Below are 20,924 nucleotides of genomic sequence, written 5' to 3'. Positions count from 1 at the left end.
CGGCGTCACCGTGCGCGCCCGCCGCTGCTCCCGCCGTCCCCGCCGTCATCGGTCCCTCCGGGCGCTCCGGCCCCTGTGCTCCCACCCGTTGTCCTGATCGTTTCGCCACGCTCGCCAGCCTATGTTGTACCGCCGGTAACTTTCCCCGGCCGTACCCCTACCGCTCGGTATGCCGCTGCTCTACAGTCCCGATTGTGCCAGTGATTGCTGGCGTAATTGGCCGGGCGCACCGGGAGGCGGCATGGCGAAGCACGAGCACGTACGGGTGGCGGTGATCGGATCGGGGTTCGGTGGACTCGGGGCCGCGGTCCGGCTGCGCCGTGAGGGGATCACCGACTTCGTCGTCCTGGAGCGGGCCGACTCCGTGGGCGGCACCTGGCGGGACAACAGCTACCCCGGCTGCGCCTGCGACGTCCCCTCCCACCTCTACTCCTTCTCCTTCGCGCCCAACCCCGACTGGCCCCGCACCTTCTCCGGACAGCGCCACATCCGCGCGTACCTGGAGCACGTCGCCGACACCTTCGGGATCCGGCCGCACCTGCGGCTGGGCCACGAGGTCATGCGGATGGCCTGGGACGAGGACGAGCTGCGCTGGGAGATCGAGACGAGCCGCGGCACCTTCTCCGCCGACGTCGTCGTCTCCGCCACCGGTCCGCTCTCCGACCCCAAGGTCCCCGACATCCCCGGGCTCGCCGACTTCACCGGCAAGGTCTTCCACTCCGCCCGGTGGGACCACGACTACGACCTCACCGGCAAGCGGGTCGCCGTGGTCGGCACCGGCGCCTCCGCCATCCAGATCGTCCCGGCGATCCAGCCGAAGGTCGGGCGGCTCACCCTCTTCCAGCGCACGCCCCCGTGGGTCATGCCCCGCGCGGACCGCGCCATCAGCGCCCCCGAGCGCTGGCTGCACCGGCAGCTGCCGTTCACCACGGCCGCCCGCCGCGGGCTGCTCTGGGGCATCCGCGAGCTCCAGGTCAGCGCCTTCACCAAGCGCCCCAACGAGCTGGGCCTGGTCGAGCGGCTCGCCAAGGCCAACATGGCCAAGTCGATCAAGGACCCGGCGCTGCGGGCCAAGCTGACCCCCTCGTACCGCATCGGCTGCAAGCGGATCCTGCTCTCCAACGCCTACTACCCGGCCCTCGCGCGGCCCAACGTCGACGTCGTCGCCGCCGGGCTCAAGGAGGTCCGCGGGAACACCCTCGTCGCCGCCGACGGCACCGAGACCGAGGTCGACGTGATCGTCTTCGGCACCGGCTTCCACGTCACCGACATGCCGATCGCCCCGCGCGTGGTCGGCGCCGGGGGACGCTCCCTCGCCGACCACTGGAAGGGCGGCATGGAGGCGCTGCGCGGCGCGACCGTCGCGGGCTTCCCCAACTGGATGACGATCATCGGGCCCAACACCGGCCTCGGGAACTCCTCCATGATCCTCATGATCGAGTCCCAGCTGAACTACATGGCCGACTACCTCCGCCAGCTCGACGTGCTCGGCGGGCGCGCCGCCCTCGCCGCCCGGCCCTCCGCCGTCGGCACCTGGAACCGGCGGGTGCAGGCCCGGATGGAGCGGAGCGTGTGGAAGTCCGGCGGCTGCGAGAGCTGGTACCTCGACGCCAACGGCCGCAACACCACCCTGTGGCCGGGCACGACCGGCGAGTTCCGGCGCGAGACCCGGGGCGTCGACCTGTCCGAGTACGAGGTGCTGCGCGCCGCCGCCACGCCCGCCGCCGCCCGCCGCGCCCCGCGCCGGAAGGAGACGGCCAAGTGAACCCGGCCGCGCGCGAGCTGACCGCGCTCTCCGCCGACGGCTCCACCCTCCACGTCGAGGTGTACGGCGCCGAGGGCGCCCCCGCCGTCGTCCTCGCCCACGGCTGGACCTGCTCGACCCGCTTCTGGGACGCCCAGATCCGGGCGCTCGCCGTCGACCACCGGGTCATCGCCTACGACCAGCGCGGCCACGGCCGCAGCCCGGTCCCCGCCCCCGGCGGCAAGGGCTACGCGACGGACGCGCTCGCCGACGACCTGGAGGCCGTGCTCGCGGCCACCCTCGGGCCCGGCGAACGGGCCGTCGTCGCCGGGCACTCCATGGGCGGCATGACGGTCATGGCCGCCGCCGGGCGCCCCGGCCTGCGGCAGCGCGCCGCCGCCGTCCTGCTCTGCTCCACCGGCCCGTCCCGGCTCGCCGCCGAGTCGCTGGTCCTGCCGCTGCGGCCGGGCCGGCTCCGTACCCGGCTGACGACCTCCGTGCTGGGTGCGAAGGCGCCGCTCGGACCGGTCAACGCCGCCTCGAAGAAGATCCTCAAGTACGCGACGATGGGACCGGGTTCCGCGCCCGACCGGGTCGAGACCTGCGCCCGGATCGTGCACGCCTGCCCGCGCGCCGCCCGGGTCGGCTGGTCGCACGTCCTGGCCGGGCTCGACCTGGAGGCGGGCGTGCGGGAGCTGCGGCTGCCCGTGGCCGTGCTGGTCGGCACCGCCGACCGGCTCACCCCGCCGGTCCACTCCCGCGCGATGGCGGCCGCCCTGCCGCACTGCACGGGCCTGGTCGAACTGGCCGGGATGGGCCACATGACGCCGGTGGAGGCCCCCGAGGCCGTCACCGCGCAGATCCGCGAACTGACGCTCACCTACCTGGGCGCGAAGCAGAACGAGGAGGCAGGGGCATGAGCAGGGTGAGCCTGGAAGGACAGGTGGCGGTCGTCACCGGCGGGGCCCGCGGCGTCGGGGAACTCCTCGCCCGCAAGCTGTCCGCGCGCGGCGCGAAGATCGCCCTGGTCGGCCTGGAGCCGGAGCTCCTGAAGGAGGTCGCCGGCCGGCTGCACACCGAGGCCGACTGGTGGCACGCGGACGTCACCGACCACGAGGCCATGGCGAAGGTCGCGGCCGAGGTGAAGGAGCGGTTCGGCAAGGTCGACATCGTGGTCGCCAACGCGGGCGTCGCGGCGGGCGGCCCGTTCGTGGACTCCGACCCCGTCGCCTGGCGCCGGGTGATCGAGGTCAACCTGATCGGCGGCGCGGTCACGGCCCGGGCGTTCCTGCCGGTCCTCATGGAGTCCCGCGGCTACTTCCTGCAGATCGCCTCGCTCGCCGCGATGACCCCCGCCCCGATGATGACCGCGTACTGCGCCTCCAAGTCCGGCGTGGAGGCCTTCGCGCACAGCCTGCGCGCGGAGGTCGCGTACAAGGGCGTGCGGGTCGGCGTCGGCTACCTCTCCTGGACCGACACGGACATGGTGCGGGGCGCGGACCAGGACGACGTCATGAAGGAGCTGCGGCAGCGGCTGCCGTGGCCGTCGAACCGCACGTACCCGCTCGGCCCGGCCGTCGACCGGATCGTCGCGGGCGTCGAGCGCCGCTCGGCCCACGTCTACGCCCAGTGGTGGCTGCGCGGGATGCAGTCCACCCGCGGCTACCTGCCCGGGATCATCGCCTCCGTCGGACAGCGCGAGATGCGCCGCTTCGAACCGCGGCTCGGCTCGGTCTCCAAGGGCCTGGTGGGCGCGGGCGGGGCGGCGGACGAACAGGAGCGCGGCGAGCGGGTGTGACGCCGTGTGACCGGTCGACATGCGCCGGGTGAACCACCGTGCCACGCTGGTCGAGGCCCAGGGGCGGATCCGCCCCGCACCCCTCACACCCTTCTAGGAGTGAACCTTCATGGGCATCAAGGACCAGTTCCAGGACAAGGCGCGGGACCTCTCGGACAAGGCCAGGCAGGCCGCCGGTTCGAAGAAGGACGAGGCGTCCGAGCGTGCCTCGCAGGGCAGGGACCAGGCGCAGCAGGACGCGCAGCGCGCCCAGCAGGAGGCACAGGACCGCTTCGACCAGGACTACGACGCCTGACGCCGTCCTGTGAGGAAGGCGCACCCGGGACGCCGGGTGCGCCTTCGCGCGTATCCGGCCACGGAGCGGCCGGCCGGCCATAAACAGGGGCGCGGAGCCGCCCCCGTTCCGTACGGTGGCGCGCATGCCGGTACTTGAGCGACTGCGTCCCGACCACGCGCCCGCCCTGCTCGCGTTCGAGCGGGAGAACAGGGCCTTCTTCGCCGCCTCCGTGCCCGACCGGGGGGACGCCTACTTCGAGGGCTTCGACGCCCGCCACCGCGCCCTGCTCGACGAGCAGGAGAGCGGCCGGATCGCCTTCCACGTCCTCGTCGCGGACGACGGGGAGATCCTCGGCCGGTTCAACCTCGTGGACCTCGACGGGGACAGCGCGGAACTCGGCTACCGGCTCGCCGAGAAGGCCACCGGGCGCGGGCTCGCCACCCAGGGCGTGCGCGCGCTGTGCCGGCTGGCGCGCGAGGAGTACGGGCTGAGCCGGCTGACCGCCGAGACGACCCTCGGCAACGGGCCGTCCCGGGCGGTGCTCGCCCGGGTCGGCTTCGGGGCGGTGGGGGGCGTGGCGCTCCAGGGCGCCGCCACCGGATCCGCCACCGGGTCCGCCGGGGCGGGCGCCGGCGGTTCCGGCGAGCACCAGCCCGGGATCGCCTACGAGCTGGACCTCGGCGGCAGTTTCGGCCGGGAGTGGTCCGGCAGTCCCTCGTAGCCCGGAGGGCTCGCCGCGGGGGTCTCGGCGAGCAGCGCCAGCGCGATGTGCACGGCGTCGTCGAGCTGGGCGTAGCGGCCCTCGGCCCAGTCGAGCGGGGTGCGCAACACCGCGAGGTCCGGTTCCACGCCGTGGTTCTCGATCGACCAGCCGTACTCGGGGAACCAGGCCGCGTTCATCGGCACGGTGATCTGGGTGCCGTCGCCGAGCCGGTGGCGGCCCGTCATGCCGACGACGCCGCCCCAGGTGCGCTGCCCCACCACGGGGCCCAGCCCGAGCAGCTTGAACGCGGCGGTGATCATGTCGCCGTCGGAGGAGGTGGCCTCGTCGGCGAGGGCCACGATCGGGCCGCGCGGGGCGTTGGAGGTGTACGAGACGGGCTGGGCGTCGCGGGTGAGGTCCCAGCCCAGGATGCGGCGGGTCAGCTTCTCTATCACCAGCTCGCTGATGTTGCCGCCGGCGTTGCCCCGGACGTCCACGATGAGGGCCGGCCGGGAGACCTCCATGCGCAGGTCGCGGTTGAACTGGGCCCAGCCGGAGCCGCCCATGTCGGGGATGTGCAGGTAGCCGCAGCGCCCGCCGCTCAGCTCCCGTACGACCGCGCGCCGTTTCGCGACCCAGTCCTGGTAGCGCAGCGGGCGTTCGTCGACCAGCGGGACGACGGCGACGCGGCGGGCCCGGCCCGCGCTGCCGGGCGGCCGGAAGGTGAGCTCGACGGTGGTGCCGCCGGTGCCGGACAGCAGCGGGTAGGGGCCGGTGACCGGGTCGACGGGGCGCCCGTCGACATGGGTGAGGACCGCGCCCTCGCGGATGCCGGTGCCGGCCAGCGGGGAGCGCGCCTTGGAGTCGGAGGAGTCGCCGGGCAGGATCCGCTTGACCAGCCAGCCCTCGTCCCGGGGCACGAGGTTGGCGCCCAGCAGCCCCTGGGCGCGCTGGTAGTGCGCCGGGCCCTCGTTGCGGCGGGCGGGGGTGACGTACGCGTGGGAGGTGCCGAGTTCGCCGAAGACCTCGCGCACCAGGTCGGCGAACTCGTCCGGGGAGGCGCAGCGTTCGACCAGCGGCCGGTACTGGTCGAGCACCGCCGTCCAGTCCACGCCGCCCATGCCGGGCTCCCAGAAGTAGGCGCGGACGATCCGGCCGGCCTCGTCGAAGGCCTGCCGCCACTCCGCCGCCGGGTCCACCTCGTGCACGATGCGCCGCAGGTCCAGGTAGACGGTCGAGTCGGAGTCGCCGGGCTCGTTGGCGGGGACGGCGCGCAGTTCGCCCTCGTCGACGACGACGAGCCGGGAGGCGTCGCCGCTGACCGCGAACCAGTCGAGGTGGGTGACGAGTTCGGTCTTGCGGGCCTTGGTGATGTTGTAGTGCTCCAGCGTGGGCCGGGGCGAGGGGTCCGAGGGGTTGGCGAAGGTCTCGCCGAGCGCGCCGGAGATCGGCCAGCGCAGCCAGACCAGACCGCCGCCGGCCACCGGGTACAGCGCCGAGTACTTGGAGGCGGTGACCGGGAAGGGCGTGACCCGGTCGGCGAGCCCCTCGGTCTCGACGGTCACCGTGCCGTCGCCGGTGCCCGCCTCCTCGTCGACCGGGTCCATGCCGCCCGCCGCGGGCCGCCCGTCGGGCAGCAGCGCGAACGGGGACGGGGTCGCCGAGTTGAGCGGTACGAGGTAGGGGCGGCAGCCCAGCGGGAAGGACAGGTCGCCGGTGTGGACGTCGTACACCGGGTCGAAGCCCCGCCAGGAGAGGAAGGCGAGGTAGCGCCCGTCGCTGGTGAAGACCGGGTTCTCGTCCTCGAAGCGCCCGTTGGTGACGTCGACGATCATGGGGGCGCCGGGCCCGGAGATCCGGGCCATCTTGATGGACCGCAGGGAACGCCCGATGCCCGGGTGGGACCAGGTGAGCCAGGCGCCGTCGGGGGAGAACGCCAGGTCGCGGACGGGGCCGTTGACGGAGCGGATGAGCTCGGTGACCTGGTCGGGGGCTTCGGGAGCGGAGGCGGTGACTGATCCTGTGCTGGTGCTTGTGCCGGCCGTCTCGGCTGGGGTGGTTGCGGTGGCTGCGCCCGTCACGGCGTCCCCGGCGTCCCCGGCGTCGGAAGGGGTGGCCCCGGCGCGGGCGGCCTCCCCGCCCGCCACTTCCTCCTCGTCCTCACCCTCCTCCTCGGTCGTCGCGATCAGCAGCAACCGGCCGTCGTTGGAGGCGATGGCCAGCCGTTCGCCGTCCGGGTCGGAGACCAGCTCCTCGACGCGGCCGAGCCGGCCCGCGGCGAGCCGGCGCGGCTCCCGGTCGCCGCTGGCGCGCGGGAGGGTCGCGATCTCGATGGCGTCCTCGCCCTCCGCGTCGGTGACGTACGCGACCTGCCCGCCGCTGCCCAGCATCTCGGGCTGCCTGACCCGTACGCCCGGGGTGTCGGCGATGGTGCGGGCCGGGCCGTCGCGGTGGGTCAGCCAGTAGAGGCTGCCGCGCACGGAGACGGCGCTGGCCCGCCCGGTCTCGTCCACGGAGAGCGCGTCGACGTGGTGGGCGGCCGGCACCTGGTAGGGGCGGCGGCCGGCGCGGGGCCCGCCGAGCCGGACCTCCAGGCGGCGCGGCTGCGCGCCGGCGCTCAGGTCGTCGACGATCCACAGTTCGCCGGCGCACTGGTAGACGACCCGGCGCCCGTCGCTGGAGGCGTGCCGGGCGTAGAACTCGTCGTGGTCGGTGTGGCGGCGCAGTCCGGTGCCGTCGGGGCGGCAGGAGTAGAGGTTGCCGATGCCCTCGTGGTCGGAGAGGAAGGCGATCCGGTGGCCGCCCTCGGCCTCGGGCGCGGCGACGAACAGGGGGGCTTCGAGCTGCCCGCCGAGCTCTTCGAGGAGCCGTACGCCGTGCAGCCAGAGCCGCCCCGTCGCGCCGCCCCGGTAGCGCTTCCAGGAGGCCGGCTCGTGCGGCGGGCGCCCGGTGAGCAGCAGGGTGCGGCGCTGCCCTCCGGGGCCCTCGGCGCCGGAGGCGTCCTCGCCCAGGTCGGCGACGGCGATGTCGGAGACCGGGCCCCAGGGCATCCGGCCGCCGGGGGTGCCGTCGGTGGGGACGCTGTAGGCCCAGGAGTAGTACGAGAAGGGCTGCCCGTGCGAGGAGACGGCGAGGATGTCGGACCGGCCGTCCTTGTCGGGCGGCGACCAGCCGCAGACCCGGGTGTCGGTGGACCCCCAGTAGGTCAGCCGCCGGGCCGGGCCGCCGTCGACCGGCGCGAGGTGGATCTCGGGGTCGAGGCTGCGCCAGCTCGTGTACGCGAGGTGGCGCCCGTCGGGGGAGAAGCGCGGGGGCCCGACCCGCGTCCGGTCGACGGTGACCCGCCAGGCGCGGCCGGGGCGGTGGCCCTCGGGCACGAGGGGGGAGACCCAGAGGTCGTCCTCGGTGACGAAGCACAGCAGCTCGTCGTGGAGGTGCGGGAAGCGGAGATACGCGAGGTCGTCACTCACCTCCTCATGCTTTCCGCGCGAAGGGGGCGCGGCAACTCGTACGTGTGGTCGAGTCGGGATTCCCGGGCGGGGAACGGCGGGAGCGGCGGGGTGCCGGTGGGGTCTCGGCGGGGTGCCCGTGGGGTGCCGGTGAGGTCCCGGCGGGTGCCCGTGGTGTGGCCCAGGACACGTACGAAACGGTTTCGTTTCGTAGGGGCGGTGGGTATCGTCGTGGTGTACGAAACGGTTTCGTTCGGGTCCCGCCCGCACGGAACCGCGTCACCGAACCACGTGAACCCCCGTCGGGACAGGAGGCCGGTCATGGCCAGCAGGCTCACCCCCGAAAGGGAGGCCGAGCTCTACACGGCCGTGCTCGAACTGCTGCGCGAGGTCGGCTACGACGCCCTCACCATGGACGCCGTCGCCGCCCGTACCCGATGCAGCAAGGCCACCCTCTACCGCCAGTGGGGGAGCAAGCCGCACCTCGTCGTCATGGCGCTGCGCCATGACAAGCCGGTCAAGCTCGCCGAGATCGACACCGGCAGCCTGCGCGGTGACTTCGACGTGATGCTGCAACGGACCGACGACTGCCGGCTGGAGAAGGACACCGCGCTGATGCGGGGTCTGGCCCACGCCGTCCACAACAACCCCGACCTGCTCCGCGCCATGCGCGAGCTGCTCGTCGAACCCGAGATGGACAGCCTCGACGAGGTGCTCCAGCGGGCCGTCCGCAGGGGAGAGATCGCCGCCGACAACCCGGCGCTCAAGCTCCTGCCCCACATGCTGATCGGAGCGTTCGTCGCCCGCCCGCTGATCGAGGATCAGCCGGTCGACGCCGCCTTCCTCAGCGCCTACGTCAACGCCGTGGTGCTCCCCTCACTCGGCGCCTGACGCACCGGCCTTCCCGGCCGGAACCGCAGACGCGTCCGCACCGGCTCCCCGGCCGGTACCACCGGACCGTCCGCACCCGTACCCCCTGACGCTGCGCACCGCTCACGCCGTCGGGCCGGCTCCCCATGCCCTGTCCCACTCAACACCGGGAGTACGCCCCCGTGGCCACGTTCCTCTACAAGCTCGGCCGTTCCGCCTTCCGGCGCCGACGGCTCGTCGCCCTGCTCTGGGTGGCGCTCCTCGCCCTCGCCGGCGTCGGCGCCGCCACCGCGCCCGCCGCGACCTCCAGCTCCTTCTCGATCCCCGGCACCGAGGCCCAGCGCGCCTTCGACCTGCTCGAAGAGCGCTTCCCCGGCGGCAGCGCCGACGGCGCCACCGCCCGGGTGGTCTTCGAGGCCCCGGCCGGCCAGACCATGAAGACGCCGGCCAACAAGGCGAAGGTCGAGGAGACCGTCGCCGCCCTGAAGTCGAGCTCCTCCCAGGTCGCCCGGGTCACCGACCCGTACACCGCGCAGGCCGTCTCGCAGGACGGCCGGATCGCCTACGTCTCGGTCTCCTACAAGGTCAGCGGGATGGAGCTGACCGACGAGACCCGTGACGCCCTCAAGGAGGCCGGGCACGCCGCGCAGGGCCAGGGCCTGACCGTCGAGATCGGCGGCGACGCGCTCCAGAGCATGCCGGAGACCGGCGCGGGCGAGATCGTCGGCGTGGTCATCGCGGGCATCGTGCTCGTCATCACCTTCGGCTCGCTGGTGGCCGCCGGACTGCCGCTGCTCACCGCGATCATCGGCGTCGGCATCGGCGTCTCGACGATCACCGCGCTCGCCAACGTCCTGGACCTCGGCTCCACCACCTCCACCCTCGCGATGATGATCGGCCTCGCCGTCGGCATCGACTACGCCCTGTTCATCGTCTCCCGCTACCGCGCGGAGCTCGCCGAGGGCCGTGCGAAGGAGGAGGCCGCCGGGCGCGCCGTCGGCACCGCCGGCTCCGCCGTGGTCTTCGCCGGACTCACCGTGGTCATCGCGCTGGTCGGCCTGGCCGTCGTCAACATCCCGATGCTGACGAAGATGGGCTTTGCCGCCGCCGGCACGGTCGTGATCGCCGTACTGATCGCGCTCACCCTGATCCCGGCCCTGCTGGGCTTCGCCGGCGACAAGGTCGTGGGCCGCAAGGCGCGCAAGGGCGCGAAGACGCCCGCCGACGGCGCCGAGGCGGCCGACAAGCCGAACGGCGGCACCCGCTGGGCCCGCTTCGTCATCCGCCGCCCCGTGTTCGTGCTGCTCGTCGGCATCCTCGGCCTCGGCGCGATCGCCGTGCCGGCCGCCTCCCTGGAGATGGGCCTGCCCGACGACGGCGTCAAGCCCGTCTCCGCCACCGAGCGGCGCGCCTACGACCTGCTCTCCGAGGGCTTCGGGCCCGGCTTCAACGGCCCGCTGCTCGTCGTCGTCGACGGCGACAAGGCGACCGCCGACAGGACCGTGGACACGATCAAGGGCCTCGACGGCGTCGTCGCGGTCACCCCGCCGACCCCGAACAAGGCCGGCGACGCCGCGATGATCACGGTGATCCCGAAGGACCGCCCGTCCTCCGTCGACACCGAGACGCTGGTGCACGACATCCGCGGCGCGACCGGCGACGAGGTCCTGGTCACCGGCGCCACCGCGATGAACATCGACTTCTCGCAGAAGATGAACGACGCGCTGCTGCCCTACCTGGCGCTGGTCGTCGGACTCGCCTTCCTGCTCCTGATGGTGGTCTTCCGCTCAATCCTGGTCCCGCTGAAGGCGGCCCTCGGCTTCCTGCTCTCCGTGGTCGCCGCCCTCGGCGCGGTCGTCGCGGTCTTCCAGTGGGGCTGGCTCGGCAGCCTGTTCGGGGTCGAGCAGACCGGCCCGATCATGTCGATGATGCCGATCTTCATGGTGGGCGTGGTCTTCGGTCTGGCCATGGACTACGAGGTGTTCCTGGTCACCCGGATGCGCGAGGCGTACGTCCACGGGGCGCGCCCCGGCGAGGCGATCGTGACCGGCTTCCGGCACAGCGCCCGGGTGGTCACCGCCGCCGCGGTGATCATGATCGCGGTCTTCTCCGGCTTCATCGGCATGGACGACCAGATGATCAAGATGATCGGCTTCGGTCTGGCCGTCGCCGTCCTCTTCGACGCGTTCGTGGTCCGCATGGCGATCGTCCCGGCGGTGCTCGCGCTCCTCGGTCACAAGGCGTGGTGGCTGCCGAAGTGGCTCGGCCGCGTGCTGCCCAACGTGGACGTCGAGGGCGAGGCGCTGGCCGCCCGGGACGCCGGCGGCGCCGACGAGGAGCCGAAGGAGCTGGTCTCCGCCTGACCTCACGCACTCCGGGGCCGCCGCTCGAGCGGGCGGCGGGCCCCGGACCGCGCCGGGACCTGTGGGGACGGGGAGCCGACGCGACCCCGCGCCGTCACCGTGTCGTACGCGACGCGGTGGCGGCGTAGGTGTGCCGGAGGAAGCGCGTCAGGGCCGTCGTGTCGAACTGCACGACGGCCACCCCGTCGACGCTGTGGAACTCGACGACCGTCTGGACCCGGCCGCAGGGCCAGACCTCGATGTCCCCGCGCCGGGTGGGTCCGCGCAGCCCGGTCTCCAGGAGCGCGCGCGGGAAGGACCACTCGATGTCGCCGGGGAAGACGAAGCGGACGGTCGCGGGGGAGAAGCCGGCGTCGTAGCGGAGGACGACCGGTACGGGGCGGGAGAGGGGGGCGTCGGTGACGACCCGCCCCCTGGCGCTCTCCTCGACCGCGTACGCCGGGGAGGAGCGGCCGGTGCGGGTAGCGGGGGTGGCGGGGGTGGCCTGGGAGGCGGGGGCGGCCAGGGCGGTACGGACGGTACGGACGGTGGGGGTGGCGTGGTCATCCGTGGCGCGCGTCATCGAACGGCTCCTCATGCTCATCGTGCTCATCACACTCATCGCATTTGCTCTCTAATGTCCCATATATCCCGGCGCATGCGCCGGGTGAGCCCGCCTCTTTTGTGCTCTCCACGCTCTTGCAAGCTCTTCGCAGGAGCGCTCTATGATGCGGGACGTGCATGTACCTGACGGATTCATCAACGCTCCCGTATCGGCCGTGGCCGGTGTCGTCGCCGCCGGCGCCGTCGCCGTCAGCCTGCGCGGCGCCCGCAAGGAGCTCGACGAGCGGACCGCGCCGCTGGCCGGCCTCGTCGCGGCCTTCATCTTCGCCGTGCAGATGCTCAACTTCCCCGTCGCCGCCGGAACAAGCGGGCATCTTCTCGGCGGGGCGCTGGCCGCCATCCTCGTCGGCCCCTACACCGGCGTGCTCTGCATAGCCGTCGTCCTGCTCATGCAGGGCGTCCTGTTCGCCGACGGCGGCCTCACCGCCCTCGGCGTGAACGTCACCGTCATGGGCGTGGTCACGGTCGTCGTGTCGTACGCGCTCTTCCGCGGCCTGGTCCTCGCGCTGCCGCGCACCCGCCGCTCCGTGACGATCGCCTCCTTCGTCGCCGCGCTGGTCTCCGTACCGGCCGCGGCCACCGCCTTCACCGGGATCTACGCGCTCGGCGGCACCACCGACGTGCCGATCACCAAGGTCCTCACCGCGATGGTCGGCGTCCACGTCCTCATCGGCGTCGGCGAGGCCGTCATCACCATGCTCACCGTCGGCGCGGTCATCGCCGTCCGGCCCGACCTCGTGCACGGCGCGCGCGGCCTGACCGCGCCCCTCAAGCTGCGCGTGGGCGGTGCGCTGATCGACGCCGCCCCGGTCACCACGCCCGCCACCGCCCCGGCCGCCCCCGCCGCCCCCGCCTCCTCGAAGAAGCTGTGGATCGGCGGCGTCGTCACCGCCCTCGTCCTCGCCGGCTTCGTCTCCTTCTACGCCTCCGCCAGCCCGGACGGCCTGGAGAAGGTCGCCGCCGACAAGGGCATCGACAGCAAGGTCCAGCCGCACGCGGCGGCCGACTCCCCGCTCGCCGACTACGGCGTCAAGGACGTCGGCGACGCCCGGCTGTCCGGCGGCCTCGCCGGCGTGATCGGCGTGGGCGCGACCCTCGCCGTCGGCAGCGGCGCCTTCTGGGTCGTGCGCCGCCGCCGGAACGCGAACCCCGCCGTCCCCGCGAACGCGGACGCCTGATGGGCGCGGGGCACGCCCACAAGCTCTACCGGCGGGCCGACTCGCCGGTCCACGGGCTGCCCCCGCACACCAAGCTGGCGGCCGTCTTCGCCTTCGTCGTGGTGGTCGTCTCCACCCCGCGCGAGGCGGTCTGGGCCTTCGCCGGGTACGCCGTGCTGCTCGGCGTGGTCGCCGGCCGGGCCCGGGTGCCGGCCGGATTCCTGCTGAAGCGGCTGCTCATCGAGATCCCGTTCGTGGCCTTCGCGGTGCTCATGCCCTTCGTGGTGCCCGGCGAGCAGACCACCGTCCTCGGTGTCCCGCTCTCCGTCCCCGGCCTGTGGGGCGCCTGGAACGTCCTCGCCAAGGGCACCCTCGGCGTCGCCGCCTCCGTGCTGCTCGCCGCCACCACCGAGCTGCGCGCCCTGCTCCTCGGCCTCCAGCGGCTGCGGCTGCCCCCGCTGCTCGTACAGATCGCCACCTTCATGATCCGCTACGGGGACGTGATCACCGACGAGATGCGCCGGATGTCCATCGCCCGCCGCTCGCGCGGCTTCGAGGCCCGCGGCGTACGGCACTGGGGCGTCCTCGCCAAGTCGGCCGGCGCCCTCTTCATCCGCTCCTACGAGCGTGGCGAGCGGGTCCACCTCGCGATGGTCAGCCGCGGCTACACCGGCTCCATGCCGGTCATCGACGAGGTCACCGCCACCCCCGCCCAGTGGCGGTACGCCGCCGCGCTGCCGCTCGCCGCCCTCCTGATCTGCCTCCTCGGATGGACGCTATGACCACACCCCCCTCGTCCCCCGCGTCGGGCCCGTCGGCCTCGCTGGACGTGCGCGGCCTCGCGTACGCCTACCCCGACGGCCACCAGGCCCTGTTCGGCGTGGACCTCACCGTCGGGCGCGGCGAGCGGGTCGCCCTGCTCGGCCCCAACGGCGCCGGCAAGACCACCCTCGTCCTCCACCTCAACGGCATCCTCACCGGCGGCGCGGGCGGCGTCACCGTCGCCGGGCTGCCGGTCGCCAAGAAGAACCTCGCCGAGATCAGGCGCCGGGTCGGCATCGTCTTCCAGGACCCCGACGACCAGCTCTTCATGCCGACCGTCCGCGAGGACGTCGCCTTCGGCCCGGCCGCCGCGGGCCTCCGGGGCGCGGAGCTGGAGGCGGCCGTCCACCGGGCCCTGGAACGGGTCGGCATGGCGGAGTTCGCCGACCGGCCCCCGCACCACCTCTCGTTCGGACAGCGCCGCCGGGTCGCCGTCGCGACCGTCCTCGTGATGGAGCCGGAGATCCTCGTCCTCGACGAGCCCTCCTCCAACCTGGACCCGGCCTCGCGCCGCGAGCTCGCCGACATCCTGCGCTCCCTGGACGTCACCGTCCTGATGGTCACCCACGACCTGCCGTACGCCCTGGAGCTCTGCCCGCGCGCGGTGATCCTCAGCGAGGGCGTGATCGCCGCCGACGGACGGACCGCCGACATCCTCACCGACGAGGAGCTCATGGCCCGGCACCGGCTCGAACTGCCCTACGGCTTCGTGCCGAGCTCGGTGGCCTGAACCCCGGAATCGGCCGCTCGCCCCGCACGTTGCACCATGGGGGGTCGAACGACGAGAGGAAGCGTGGGTCAGGTGGGTCAGGCGGACGTCCGGGGCACGGTGGGGGCCGGTTTCGAGCCGGTCAGGGACGCGTTCCTGCGCAACTTCGAGCAGCGCGGCGAGCGGGGCGCGGCCGTCACCGTCTACCGGGACGGCGCGAAGGTCGTCGACCTGTGGGCGGGCACGAAGGACGTCGAGGGCGAGGAGCCCTGGACGAAGGACACCGCGCAGGTCGTCCGCTCCGCCACCAAGGGCGTCGCCGCCGCCGTGCCGCTGCTGCTCCACCAGCGCGGGCAGCTCGACCTGGACGCCCCGGTCGCCACGTACTGGCCCGAGTTCAAGGCGGCCGGCAAGGAGCGGGTGACCGTGCGGCAGCTGCTCGCGCACCGCGCGGGCGTCCCCGTCCTCGACCGCCCGCTGACCCTGGCCGAGGCGGTCGACCTGCCGACGGCGACCGCCGCCATCGCGGCCCAGGCGCCCGTCTGGGAGCCGGGCACGGCCCACGGCTACCACGCCCACACCTTCAGCTGGCTGCTCGGCGGCCTGGTCCACCGGGCCACCGGCCGCACGATAGGCCGCTGGGTGGCCGAGGAGATCGCCGCCCCGCTCGGCCTCGACCTGTGGATAGGACTCCCCGAGGCCGAGGCCCACCGGGTCGGGCGGCTCGGCCCGGTCGAGGAGCTGGAGCCGGCCGACAGCGGCGCGCTCAGGCTGCGCCCCAAGCGCGCGGTCTCCGACGCGTACAAGGACCCGGAGTCGCTCACCCGGCGGGCCTTCGGGGTGATCGAGCCCGCGCCCGACGAGAACGACCCGGTGTACCGGGCGGCCGAACTGCCCGGCTCGGCGGGCGTGGCCACGGCCGGCGCGCTGGCCCGCTTCTACGCCGCGACGCTCGGTCCGGTCGACGGCGCCGCGCGGCTCTTCGCCCCGGCGACGACGACGCTGGCCCGCACCGAGGAGTCGGCGGGCGCCGACCGCGTGCTGCTGGTCGGCACCCGCTTCGGCCTCGGCCACATGCTGCACGGCCCGGCCTCGCCGCTGCTCGGCCCGAGCTCCTTCGGCCACCCGGGCCGGGGCGGCTCGCTGGGCTTCGCCGACCCCGAGTCGGGGATCGCCTTCGGCTACGTCACCAACGGCATGCGCAAGACGGTCACGGCCGATCCGCGCGCGCAGGCGCTGGTGCGGGCGGTGCGGGCGGCGCTCTAGCGGATGTACCAGCCCTGGTCCGCGTAGTCCTCGCAGTCGTACTGGAACGGGTTCCGGTCGTTCTCGGTGCCCTGCAACGCCAGGCACTTGCCGCTGTTGAAGTTCTTCAGCTTGAAGACGTCCGGGTTCTCGGTGGCGACCTTCTGCCAGAACTGGTCCGCGAAGTTCAGGCAGTCGAACTGGATCGGGACCTTGCCGTTGTCGGACCCCTGCACGACGAGGCACTTGCCGCTGTTGCGGTTCTTGAGCTGGTAGACGCCCGGGGTCGGGGCGTTGGTGTCGTCGAATATCCAGTACTGGTCGCCGTAGTCCAGGCAGTCCCAGGCGAACGGGATGTTGAGGTTCTCGGTCCCCTGCAGGGCGACGCACTTGCCGCCGTAGGCGTTCTTGAGGTGGAAGGCGGGCTGCGGCTCCACGTACACCGCGGCGGCGGTGGAGGCGGAGCCGACGAGCGCGGTGGCCGTCAGCGCGGCGGTGGCCAGGGCGGTGCCCAGGACGCGCGACCTGATCATGTGATCTCCCTCGTAGGCGGGCGTACGCGGCACGGGGCGGCGTACGCGATCTTGATCAGGAAGATAGGTGGCCGATAAGGGTCTTGTCGTCGAGTTTGGGATGTGGAGTGCGCCTTCCGCTTGACCGCCCGGATTGACCCGAACTCCCCACCTCACACTGAGCCCACGGCCCACTCCGGCCCCGCCCAGCTCACGCGGGCCCACCCGGCGCACCCGCCTCGCCTGGCGCACCCGCCCCGCCTGATCCGGCCTCAGACCCGTCAGGCCCGTCAAACCCGTCAGGCCCGCCTCATCTGGCCCCGCCCGGCGCACCCGCCCCGCCCGGCCCCGCCGCGTAGGCCAGCGGAGGCGCGATCGCCTGGGCGTCCGCCCTCTCGCCGACCCACAGCCCGATGAACAGGGCGGCGGTCGCCTCCAGCAGAGCCGCCCGTTCGAGACCGCCCCCGGCCACGGGCTCGCACCCCACAGCGCGCACCAACTCCCCTACCCGCCGCAGGGCCGCCGCGTCGTCCCCACAGAGCGGCACGGCCAGCGGCCGCCCGTCGAAGACGGGCGGCCGCATGCGCCAGACGTCCTCGTGGCAGAGGTTGAACCCCTTGACCACCCGCGCCCCCGGCGCCGCCGCGGCCAGCGACTCCGCCGCCGACGGCCCCCCGCCCGTCAGCAGCCGGAAGCCCGCCCCGACCGGGTTGGAGCAGTCGAGCAGCACCGTGCCCGCCAGCTCCGCGCGCAGCCCCCGCACCACCTCGGCCCCCGCCCCGAAGGGCAGCGCGACCAGCACCACGTCCTGACCGGCGTCGACGGCCGCACGCAGCCCGCCGGCCCGCGCACCGCCTCCGACCCGGGCCGCGAGCCGCTCGGCCCGGCCGACGTCCCGCCCGCCGAAGGTCACCTCGTGCCCGGCCCGCACCCAGTGCCCGGCCAGCGCGTCGGCCATGTTCCCCGTCCCCAGCACACCGATCCGCATCCCCAACCATCCCTTCCACCACGCCGGATTGCCTCGTTCACACCGACGCTAGAGGGCCGCTCGGGCACCATTCGGTACGTGACGACCGACGCCTTCCTCGCCGACTGCCGCGCCCGCCTCGCCTTCGACCTGCTCTCCAACACCTGGAACGCCGTGGTCCTCTGGGCCCTGCGCGACGCCCCCCTGCGCCCGGTCGAACTCCGGGAACGCATCGGGGGCATCAGCTCCAAGGTCCTCACGGAGACCCTGCGCAGACTGCAGTTCAACGGCCTGGTCGACCGCCGCACGGACCCGGCCGCACCGGCCCGCGTCACCTACCGCCTCACCCCGCTGGGCCGCACCTTCCTGGCCCCCATCGAGGCGGCGGGCGCCTGGGCCTTCGCGCACGGGGACGAGGTGATGGCCGCGCAGGAAGCGGCCTCGGAGTCCTGAGCGGGCCGCTGCCGGCCGCTCAACTCGCGTACAGCATCAACCCGATGCCCACCACCATCAGCCCCGCCGCCGCGATCCTCGGGCCGCCGAAGCGTTCCTTGAAGAGGAGGGCGCCGATGGCCGCGCCCACGATGATGGAGGACTCGCGCAGGGCCGCGATCGGGGCGAGGGGGGCCTTGGTCTGGGCCCACAGGACGAGGGCGTAGGCGCCGACCGAGAGGGCCGCGCCGAGGAGGCCGCGGGCGGCGTACGGGCGGAGTTCGGCGGCCAGGGCGGCGCGGCGGCGGTGCAGGGCGTAGGCGGGGATGACCAGGCCCTCCAGGAGCATCAGCCAGGCGATGTAGCCGAGCGGGTTCTCCGAGGCGCGGACGCCGACGCCGTCCACGACCGTGTACGCGGCGATGGACAGGCCCGTCGCGCCCGCCGCCAGCAGGGCCGGCCAGTGCGGGCGGGCGCCCTTGCCGCGGATGCCCCACAGGGCGAGGCCGGTGAGGCCCGCGCAGGCCACCGCGACGCCGGCGAGCTGCTCGGCGGACGGGATCTCGGCGACGAACACCGCGGCGAGCAGGGTCACCACGAGCGGTGCCGTGCCCCGGGCGATCGGGTACATCTGGCCGAAGTCGCCGAGCGCGAACGACTTCATCAGCAGCGCGTAGTACGCCACGTGCAGCACGGCCGACGCGACCAGGTACGGCCACGCCCCCGCCGCCGGAAGCGGCACGAAGCAGGCGGTCACGGCGCCGATCAGGGCGCCGCCGCCGGATATCAGGGTGAAGGAGAGCAGCTGGTCCTGGATGCGGGCGGCTATCGCGTTCCAACTGGCGTGCGTCACCGCCGCGATCAGTACGGCCGCGACGACGAGGGGCGTCACGCCGTACGCTCCCGGACGTCCACCGGCGTGCCGCCCGCGTGCGCGATCAGCGTCCCGGGGTCCAGGGCGAAGACGGTGTGCGGGGTGCCGGCCGCCGCCCACACCACCGCGTGGTCGAGCAGCCCGCGGTCGGCGAGGACCCGGGTGCGGGTGCGGTGCCCGAAGGGCGGGACGCCGCCGATCGCGTAGCCCGTCGTCTCCCGGACCAGGCGCGCGTCGGCGCGGGTCACCTCCGCCGCGCCGAGCTCGGCCCGGACCCGTTCCAGGTCCACCCGCGAGGCGCCGTCCATGAGGACCAGCACGGGCACCCCTCCCCCGAGCTCTCGACTTCGCTCGAGCAGGGGGGACTCCCATGCCACGAAGACCAGCGACTTCACGATCTCCGAGACCGCGCAGCCGATGGCGTCGGCGGCCTGCTGCGCGGTCCGCGTCTCGTCCGGGAAGCGCCGGATCTCGACGTCGAGCCCCAACTCCTTCAGGGCGGCGGCGAACTGGGGGTGGGCATCGGCGTGTGACGTCGTCATGGACCGTCACGCTAGCGGTACGTGTACGAGGCATGCGACCGGGTTACGGCGGCCTGGCGCCGAGGGCGCCGAGGGCGCCTGGCGCCCGGGATCCAGCGGCCGGGCACCAGGCGGCCCAGCGCCTGGCGCCCCGGCGACCCCGCACCCGGCGCCCCGGGCGCCCCCGCCTAGTCCGCGTTCAGCACCCCCGCCACGATCGGCCCCGCCGCCGTCGCGCCGTGGCCGGCGCCCTCCGCGAAGGCCGCCACCGCCAGGTCGTCGGCGAAGGCCGTGAACCAGGAGTCCGAGGTCTCCTGGCCGCCGACCTCGGCCGAGCCGGTCTTGGCGCCCTTGTCGCCGGTGACCGAGGCCATCGCTCCGGTCGCCGTGCCGTAGCCCGCCGTCGCGGTGCGCCGCATCATGTCGCGCAGCTGTCGGGCCGCCGAGGGCGACAGCTTCCGTTCGGCGCGGGCGAACGTGCGGTCGTCCAGGTCCTGGGCGACCAGGTACGGCTGCTTGAAGGTGCCGCTCTTCGCGGTGGCCGTGATGGACGCCATGTTCAGCGGGTTCATCTGGACGGTGCCCTGCCCGATGTACTGCTCCGCGGCGGCGCCGCCGGTCTCCTGGGGTACCGAGCCGTCGGTGGAACGGATGCCGGTCTTCCACTCCAGGCCGATGCCGAAGACCTCCCCGGCCTCGCGGGCCAGCCCGAAGTCGTCGCCCTCGGTCTTCTCCACGTCGTCGATCTTCTTGATGAAGGCGGTGTTGCAGGACCGCGCGAAGCTCTCCGCGAAGGTCGCGCCGGCCAGCGAGAAGCCGTTCAGGTTCCCGATGGTGCGGCCCTGGTAGAGGGCGGTCTCCGGGCACTCGGTGACCTGGTCGGCCTTGACCAGGCCCTTCTCCAGGAGCAGCGCCGCGGTGACGATCTTCATGGTGGAGCCGGGCATCTTCTTGCCCTCGAAGGCCGCGTTGAAGCCGTTCGCCGGGCTGTTGGCGACCGCCCGTACCGCGCCGGTGGACGGCTGGATCGCGACCACGGACGCCGTGCCGTACCGCCGCACGCCCCGCTCGGCCGCCGCCTGCACCTCGGCGTCGATCGTCGTCTCCAGCTTGCCGGGCTCGCCCTCGGCGAGGGTGAGGAGGGGCGTGTCGGGCACGCCCTCGACGCCCGAGTCGACGAAGGTCTCCACGCCCGGCTTGCCGCCCGCCAGCGCGCCGTACCGCTGGCGCAGCTGGTCCAGGACCGGGCCGAGCGACGGGTACTTCTCCGCTGTGAGGACCCGGCCCTTGCGGTCGAGGGCCTCGATCGCCGCCGTCTTCGCCGCGCCGGTGCGGATCGAGGCCGACGCCGAGTTCAGCTTCGGGTGCAGCACGGCCGGCTTCCAGTCGACCAGCGGGCGCCCGGTGGTGGCCCCGCGGACCACGGTGAGCCGCGAGCTGTACGTCCAGGGCTTGGAGACGCCCTCGTACGTGACGGTGGCCCGCACCGTGAACGGCACCGTCGTGCCCGTCGCCGTCCCGGGGCTGATCGTCACCGCGGAGACCTTGGCCTGTTCGCGGAAGCCCAGCAGGGCGGGGCCCGAGCCGACCGGGTCGTCGGTCAGCTGCGCGGCCCGGTCGGACTCGCCGCCGGCCCAGGCGGCGAGGAAGTCCTTCGCCGTCGTCGTCACCTCGTCCGGGGTGACCGGACCCGACTTCGGAGCCGAAGCGGACCTCGGGTCCGCTCCCGCCGTTCCTCCGGTGATCCCGGTCCAGAGGTTGTATCCCCCGTACCCGACCCCGCTCGCCACGACGACGAAGACCCCGCCGACGACCGCGACCTTCACACCACTGCGCATGGTTGCGCCTCCCTCCCCCAGGTGTGGCCGTTGGGCAGCC

Annotated in this window: 19 protein-coding genes; 12 read left to right on the top strand and 7 right to left on the bottom strand. The window is 73.7% G+C overall.

From position 1 onward, the window contains the following. The first annotated feature begins 241 nt into the window (after positions 1-241). The 5 genes from AB0Q96_RS13990 to AB0Q96_RS13970 all read left to right on the top strand — a co-directional run bounded on the left by AB0Q96_RS13990 (position 242) and on the right by AB0Q96_RS13970 (position 4,540). Positions 242-1,765, top strand: coding sequence for an NAD(P)/FAD-dependent oxidoreductase (locus AB0Q96_RS13990; protein ID WP_365325017.1), 1,524 nt, complete (start codon positions 242-244; stop codon positions 1,763-1,765). Continuing rightward, positions 1,762-2,664 carry an alpha/beta hydrolase gene (locus AB0Q96_RS13985; protein ID WP_365325015.1) on the top strand — a complete coding sequence of 301 codons (903 nt, stop codon included), beginning with the start codon at positions 1,762-1,764 and terminating at the stop codon, positions 2,662-2,664. The genes AB0Q96_RS13990 and AB0Q96_RS13985 overlap by 4 nt, the downstream gene beginning before the upstream one ends. Next, on the top strand, positions 2,661-3,542 hold the full coding sequence (locus AB0Q96_RS13980) for an SDR family oxidoreductase (protein WP_365325013.1): 882 nt from the start codon (positions 2,661-2,663) through the stop codon (positions 3,540-3,542). The genes AB0Q96_RS13985 and AB0Q96_RS13980 overlap by 4 nt, the downstream gene beginning before the upstream one ends. Positions 3,543-3,651: 109 nt before the next feature. After that, complete coding sequence (locus AB0Q96_RS13975; RefSeq protein WP_365325011.1) at positions 3,652-3,837, top strand: hypothetical protein; 186 nt, start codon at positions 3,652-3,654, stop codon at positions 3,835-3,837. 124 nt (positions 3,838-3,961) lie between these two features. Continuing rightward, positions 3,962-4,540 carry a GNAT family N-acetyltransferase gene (locus tag AB0Q96_RS13970; protein WP_365325009.1) on the top strand — a complete coding sequence of 193 codons (579 nt, stop codon included), beginning with the start codon at positions 3,962-3,964 and terminating at the stop codon, positions 4,538-4,540. Here AB0Q96_RS13970 and AB0Q96_RS13965 read toward each other — a convergent pair. Further along, on the bottom strand, positions 4,483-7,992 hold the full coding sequence (locus tag AB0Q96_RS13965; protein ID WP_365325007.1) for a S41 family peptidase: 3,510 nt from the start codon (positions 7,990-7,992) through the stop codon (positions 4,483-4,485). The two genes, AB0Q96_RS13970 and AB0Q96_RS13965, sit on opposite strands and share 58 nt — an antisense overlap. 300 nt (positions 7,993-8,292) lie before the next feature. On the opposite strand from AB0Q96_RS13965, the gene AB0Q96_RS13960 reads away from it, so the two are divergent. Both AB0Q96_RS13960 and AB0Q96_RS13955 read left to right on the top strand, forming a co-directional pair. After that, positions 8,293-8,862 (top strand): TetR/AcrR family transcriptional regulator, encoded by a 570-nt coding sequence (locus AB0Q96_RS13960; RefSeq protein WP_365325005.1) that lies wholly within the window; start codon positions 8,293-8,295, stop codon positions 8,860-8,862. A gap of 161 nt (positions 8,863-9,023) precedes the next feature. Further along, complete coding sequence (locus tag AB0Q96_RS13955) at positions 9,024-11,204, top strand: MMPL family transporter (RefSeq protein ID WP_365325003.1); 2,181 nt, start codon at positions 9,024-9,026, stop codon at positions 11,202-11,204. A 94-nt stretch (positions 11,205-11,298) separates the two neighbouring features. On the opposite strand, the gene AB0Q96_RS13950 is transcribed toward AB0Q96_RS13955, so the two are convergent. Next, the gene (locus AB0Q96_RS13950) at positions 11,299-11,709 is read right to left on the bottom strand and encodes an SsgA family sporulation/cell division regulator (RefSeq protein ID WP_365325417.1); all 411 of its coding nucleotides are present in this window, start codon (positions 11,707-11,709) and stop codon (positions 11,299-11,301) included. Between the two features lie 211 nt (positions 11,710-11,920). Between AB0Q96_RS13950 and AB0Q96_RS13945 the strand changes: the two genes are divergently transcribed. From AB0Q96_RS13945 to AB0Q96_RS13930, 4 genes are all read left to right on the top strand, one after another. Beyond that, positions 11,921-12,985 carry an energy-coupling factor ABC transporter permease gene (locus tag AB0Q96_RS13945; protein WP_365325001.1) on the top strand — a complete coding sequence of 355 codons (1,065 nt, stop codon included), beginning with the start codon at positions 11,921-11,923 and terminating at the stop codon, positions 12,983-12,985. Next, positions 12,985-13,746: a cobalt ECF transporter T component CbiQ gene (cbiQ, locus tag AB0Q96_RS13940; RefSeq protein WP_365324999.1), complete on the top strand. Its 762-nt coding sequence runs from the start codon at positions 12,985-12,987 to the stop codon at positions 13,744-13,746. The genes AB0Q96_RS13945 and cbiQ overlap by 1 nt, the downstream gene beginning before the upstream one ends. Next, a complete protein-coding gene (locus AB0Q96_RS13935) occupies positions 13,743-14,516 on the top strand; it encodes an ABC transporter ATP-binding protein (protein ID WP_365324997.1) in 774 nt (257 codons plus the stop codon). The genes cbiQ and AB0Q96_RS13935 overlap by 4 nt, the downstream gene beginning before the upstream one ends. 63 nt (positions 14,517-14,579) lie before the next feature. Further along, a complete protein-coding gene (locus AB0Q96_RS13930; RefSeq protein ID WP_365324995.1) occupies positions 14,580-15,761 on the top strand; it encodes a serine hydrolase domain-containing protein in 1,182 nt (393 codons plus the stop codon). On the opposite strand, the gene AB0Q96_RS13925 is transcribed toward AB0Q96_RS13930, so the two are convergent. After that, entirely contained in the window at positions 15,758-16,273 is a 516-nt protein-coding gene (locus AB0Q96_RS13925) for an RICIN domain-containing protein (RefSeq protein ID WP_365324993.1), read from the bottom strand. The genes AB0Q96_RS13930 and AB0Q96_RS13925 overlap by 4 nt on opposite strands. Positions 16,274-16,562: 289 nt before the next feature. Beyond that, positions 16,563-17,240, bottom strand: a complete 678-nt coding sequence (locus AB0Q96_RS13920; RefSeq protein ID WP_365324991.1) for an NAD(P)-binding domain-containing protein — start codon at positions 17,238-17,240, stop codon at positions 16,563-16,565. A gap of 78 nt (positions 17,241-17,318) precedes the next feature. Between AB0Q96_RS13920 and AB0Q96_RS13915 the strand changes: the two genes are divergently transcribed. Then, on the top strand, positions 17,319-17,672 hold the full coding sequence (locus AB0Q96_RS13915) for a helix-turn-helix domain-containing protein (protein ID WP_365324989.1): 354 nt from the start codon (positions 17,319-17,321) through the stop codon (positions 17,670-17,672). Positions 17,673-17,691: 19 nt separating this feature from the next. Here AB0Q96_RS13915 and AB0Q96_RS13910 read toward each other — a convergent pair whose 3' ends face one another. From AB0Q96_RS13910 to AB0Q96_RS13900, 3 genes are all read right to left on the bottom strand, one after another. Beyond that, the gene (locus tag AB0Q96_RS13910) at positions 17,692-18,543 is read right to left on the bottom strand and encodes a DMT family transporter (protein WP_365324987.1); all 852 of its coding nucleotides are present in this window, start codon (positions 18,541-18,543) and stop codon (positions 17,692-17,694) included. Beyond that, positions 18,540-19,067, bottom strand: coding sequence for a YbaK/EbsC family protein (locus tag AB0Q96_RS13905; RefSeq protein ID WP_365324985.1), 528 nt, complete (start codon positions 19,065-19,067; stop codon positions 18,540-18,542). The genes AB0Q96_RS13910 and AB0Q96_RS13905 overlap by 4 nt, the downstream gene beginning before the upstream one ends. A gap of 167 nt (positions 19,068-19,234) precedes the next feature. Next, positions 19,235-20,884, bottom strand: a complete 1,650-nt coding sequence (locus AB0Q96_RS13900; protein WP_365324983.1) for a penicillin-binding transpeptidase domain-containing protein — start codon at positions 20,882-20,884, stop codon at positions 19,235-19,237. Positions 20,885-20,924: the final 40 nt, after the last annotated feature.

This window comes from Streptomyces sp. NPDC093111, assembly GCF_040683955.1.
Taxonomy (GTDB): domain Bacteria; phylum Actinomycetota; class Actinomycetes; order Streptomycetales; family Streptomycetaceae; genus Streptomyces.
Note: the sequence above shows the minus strand (reverse complement) of the source record. Positions and strands in the feature narration are given on the sequence as shown.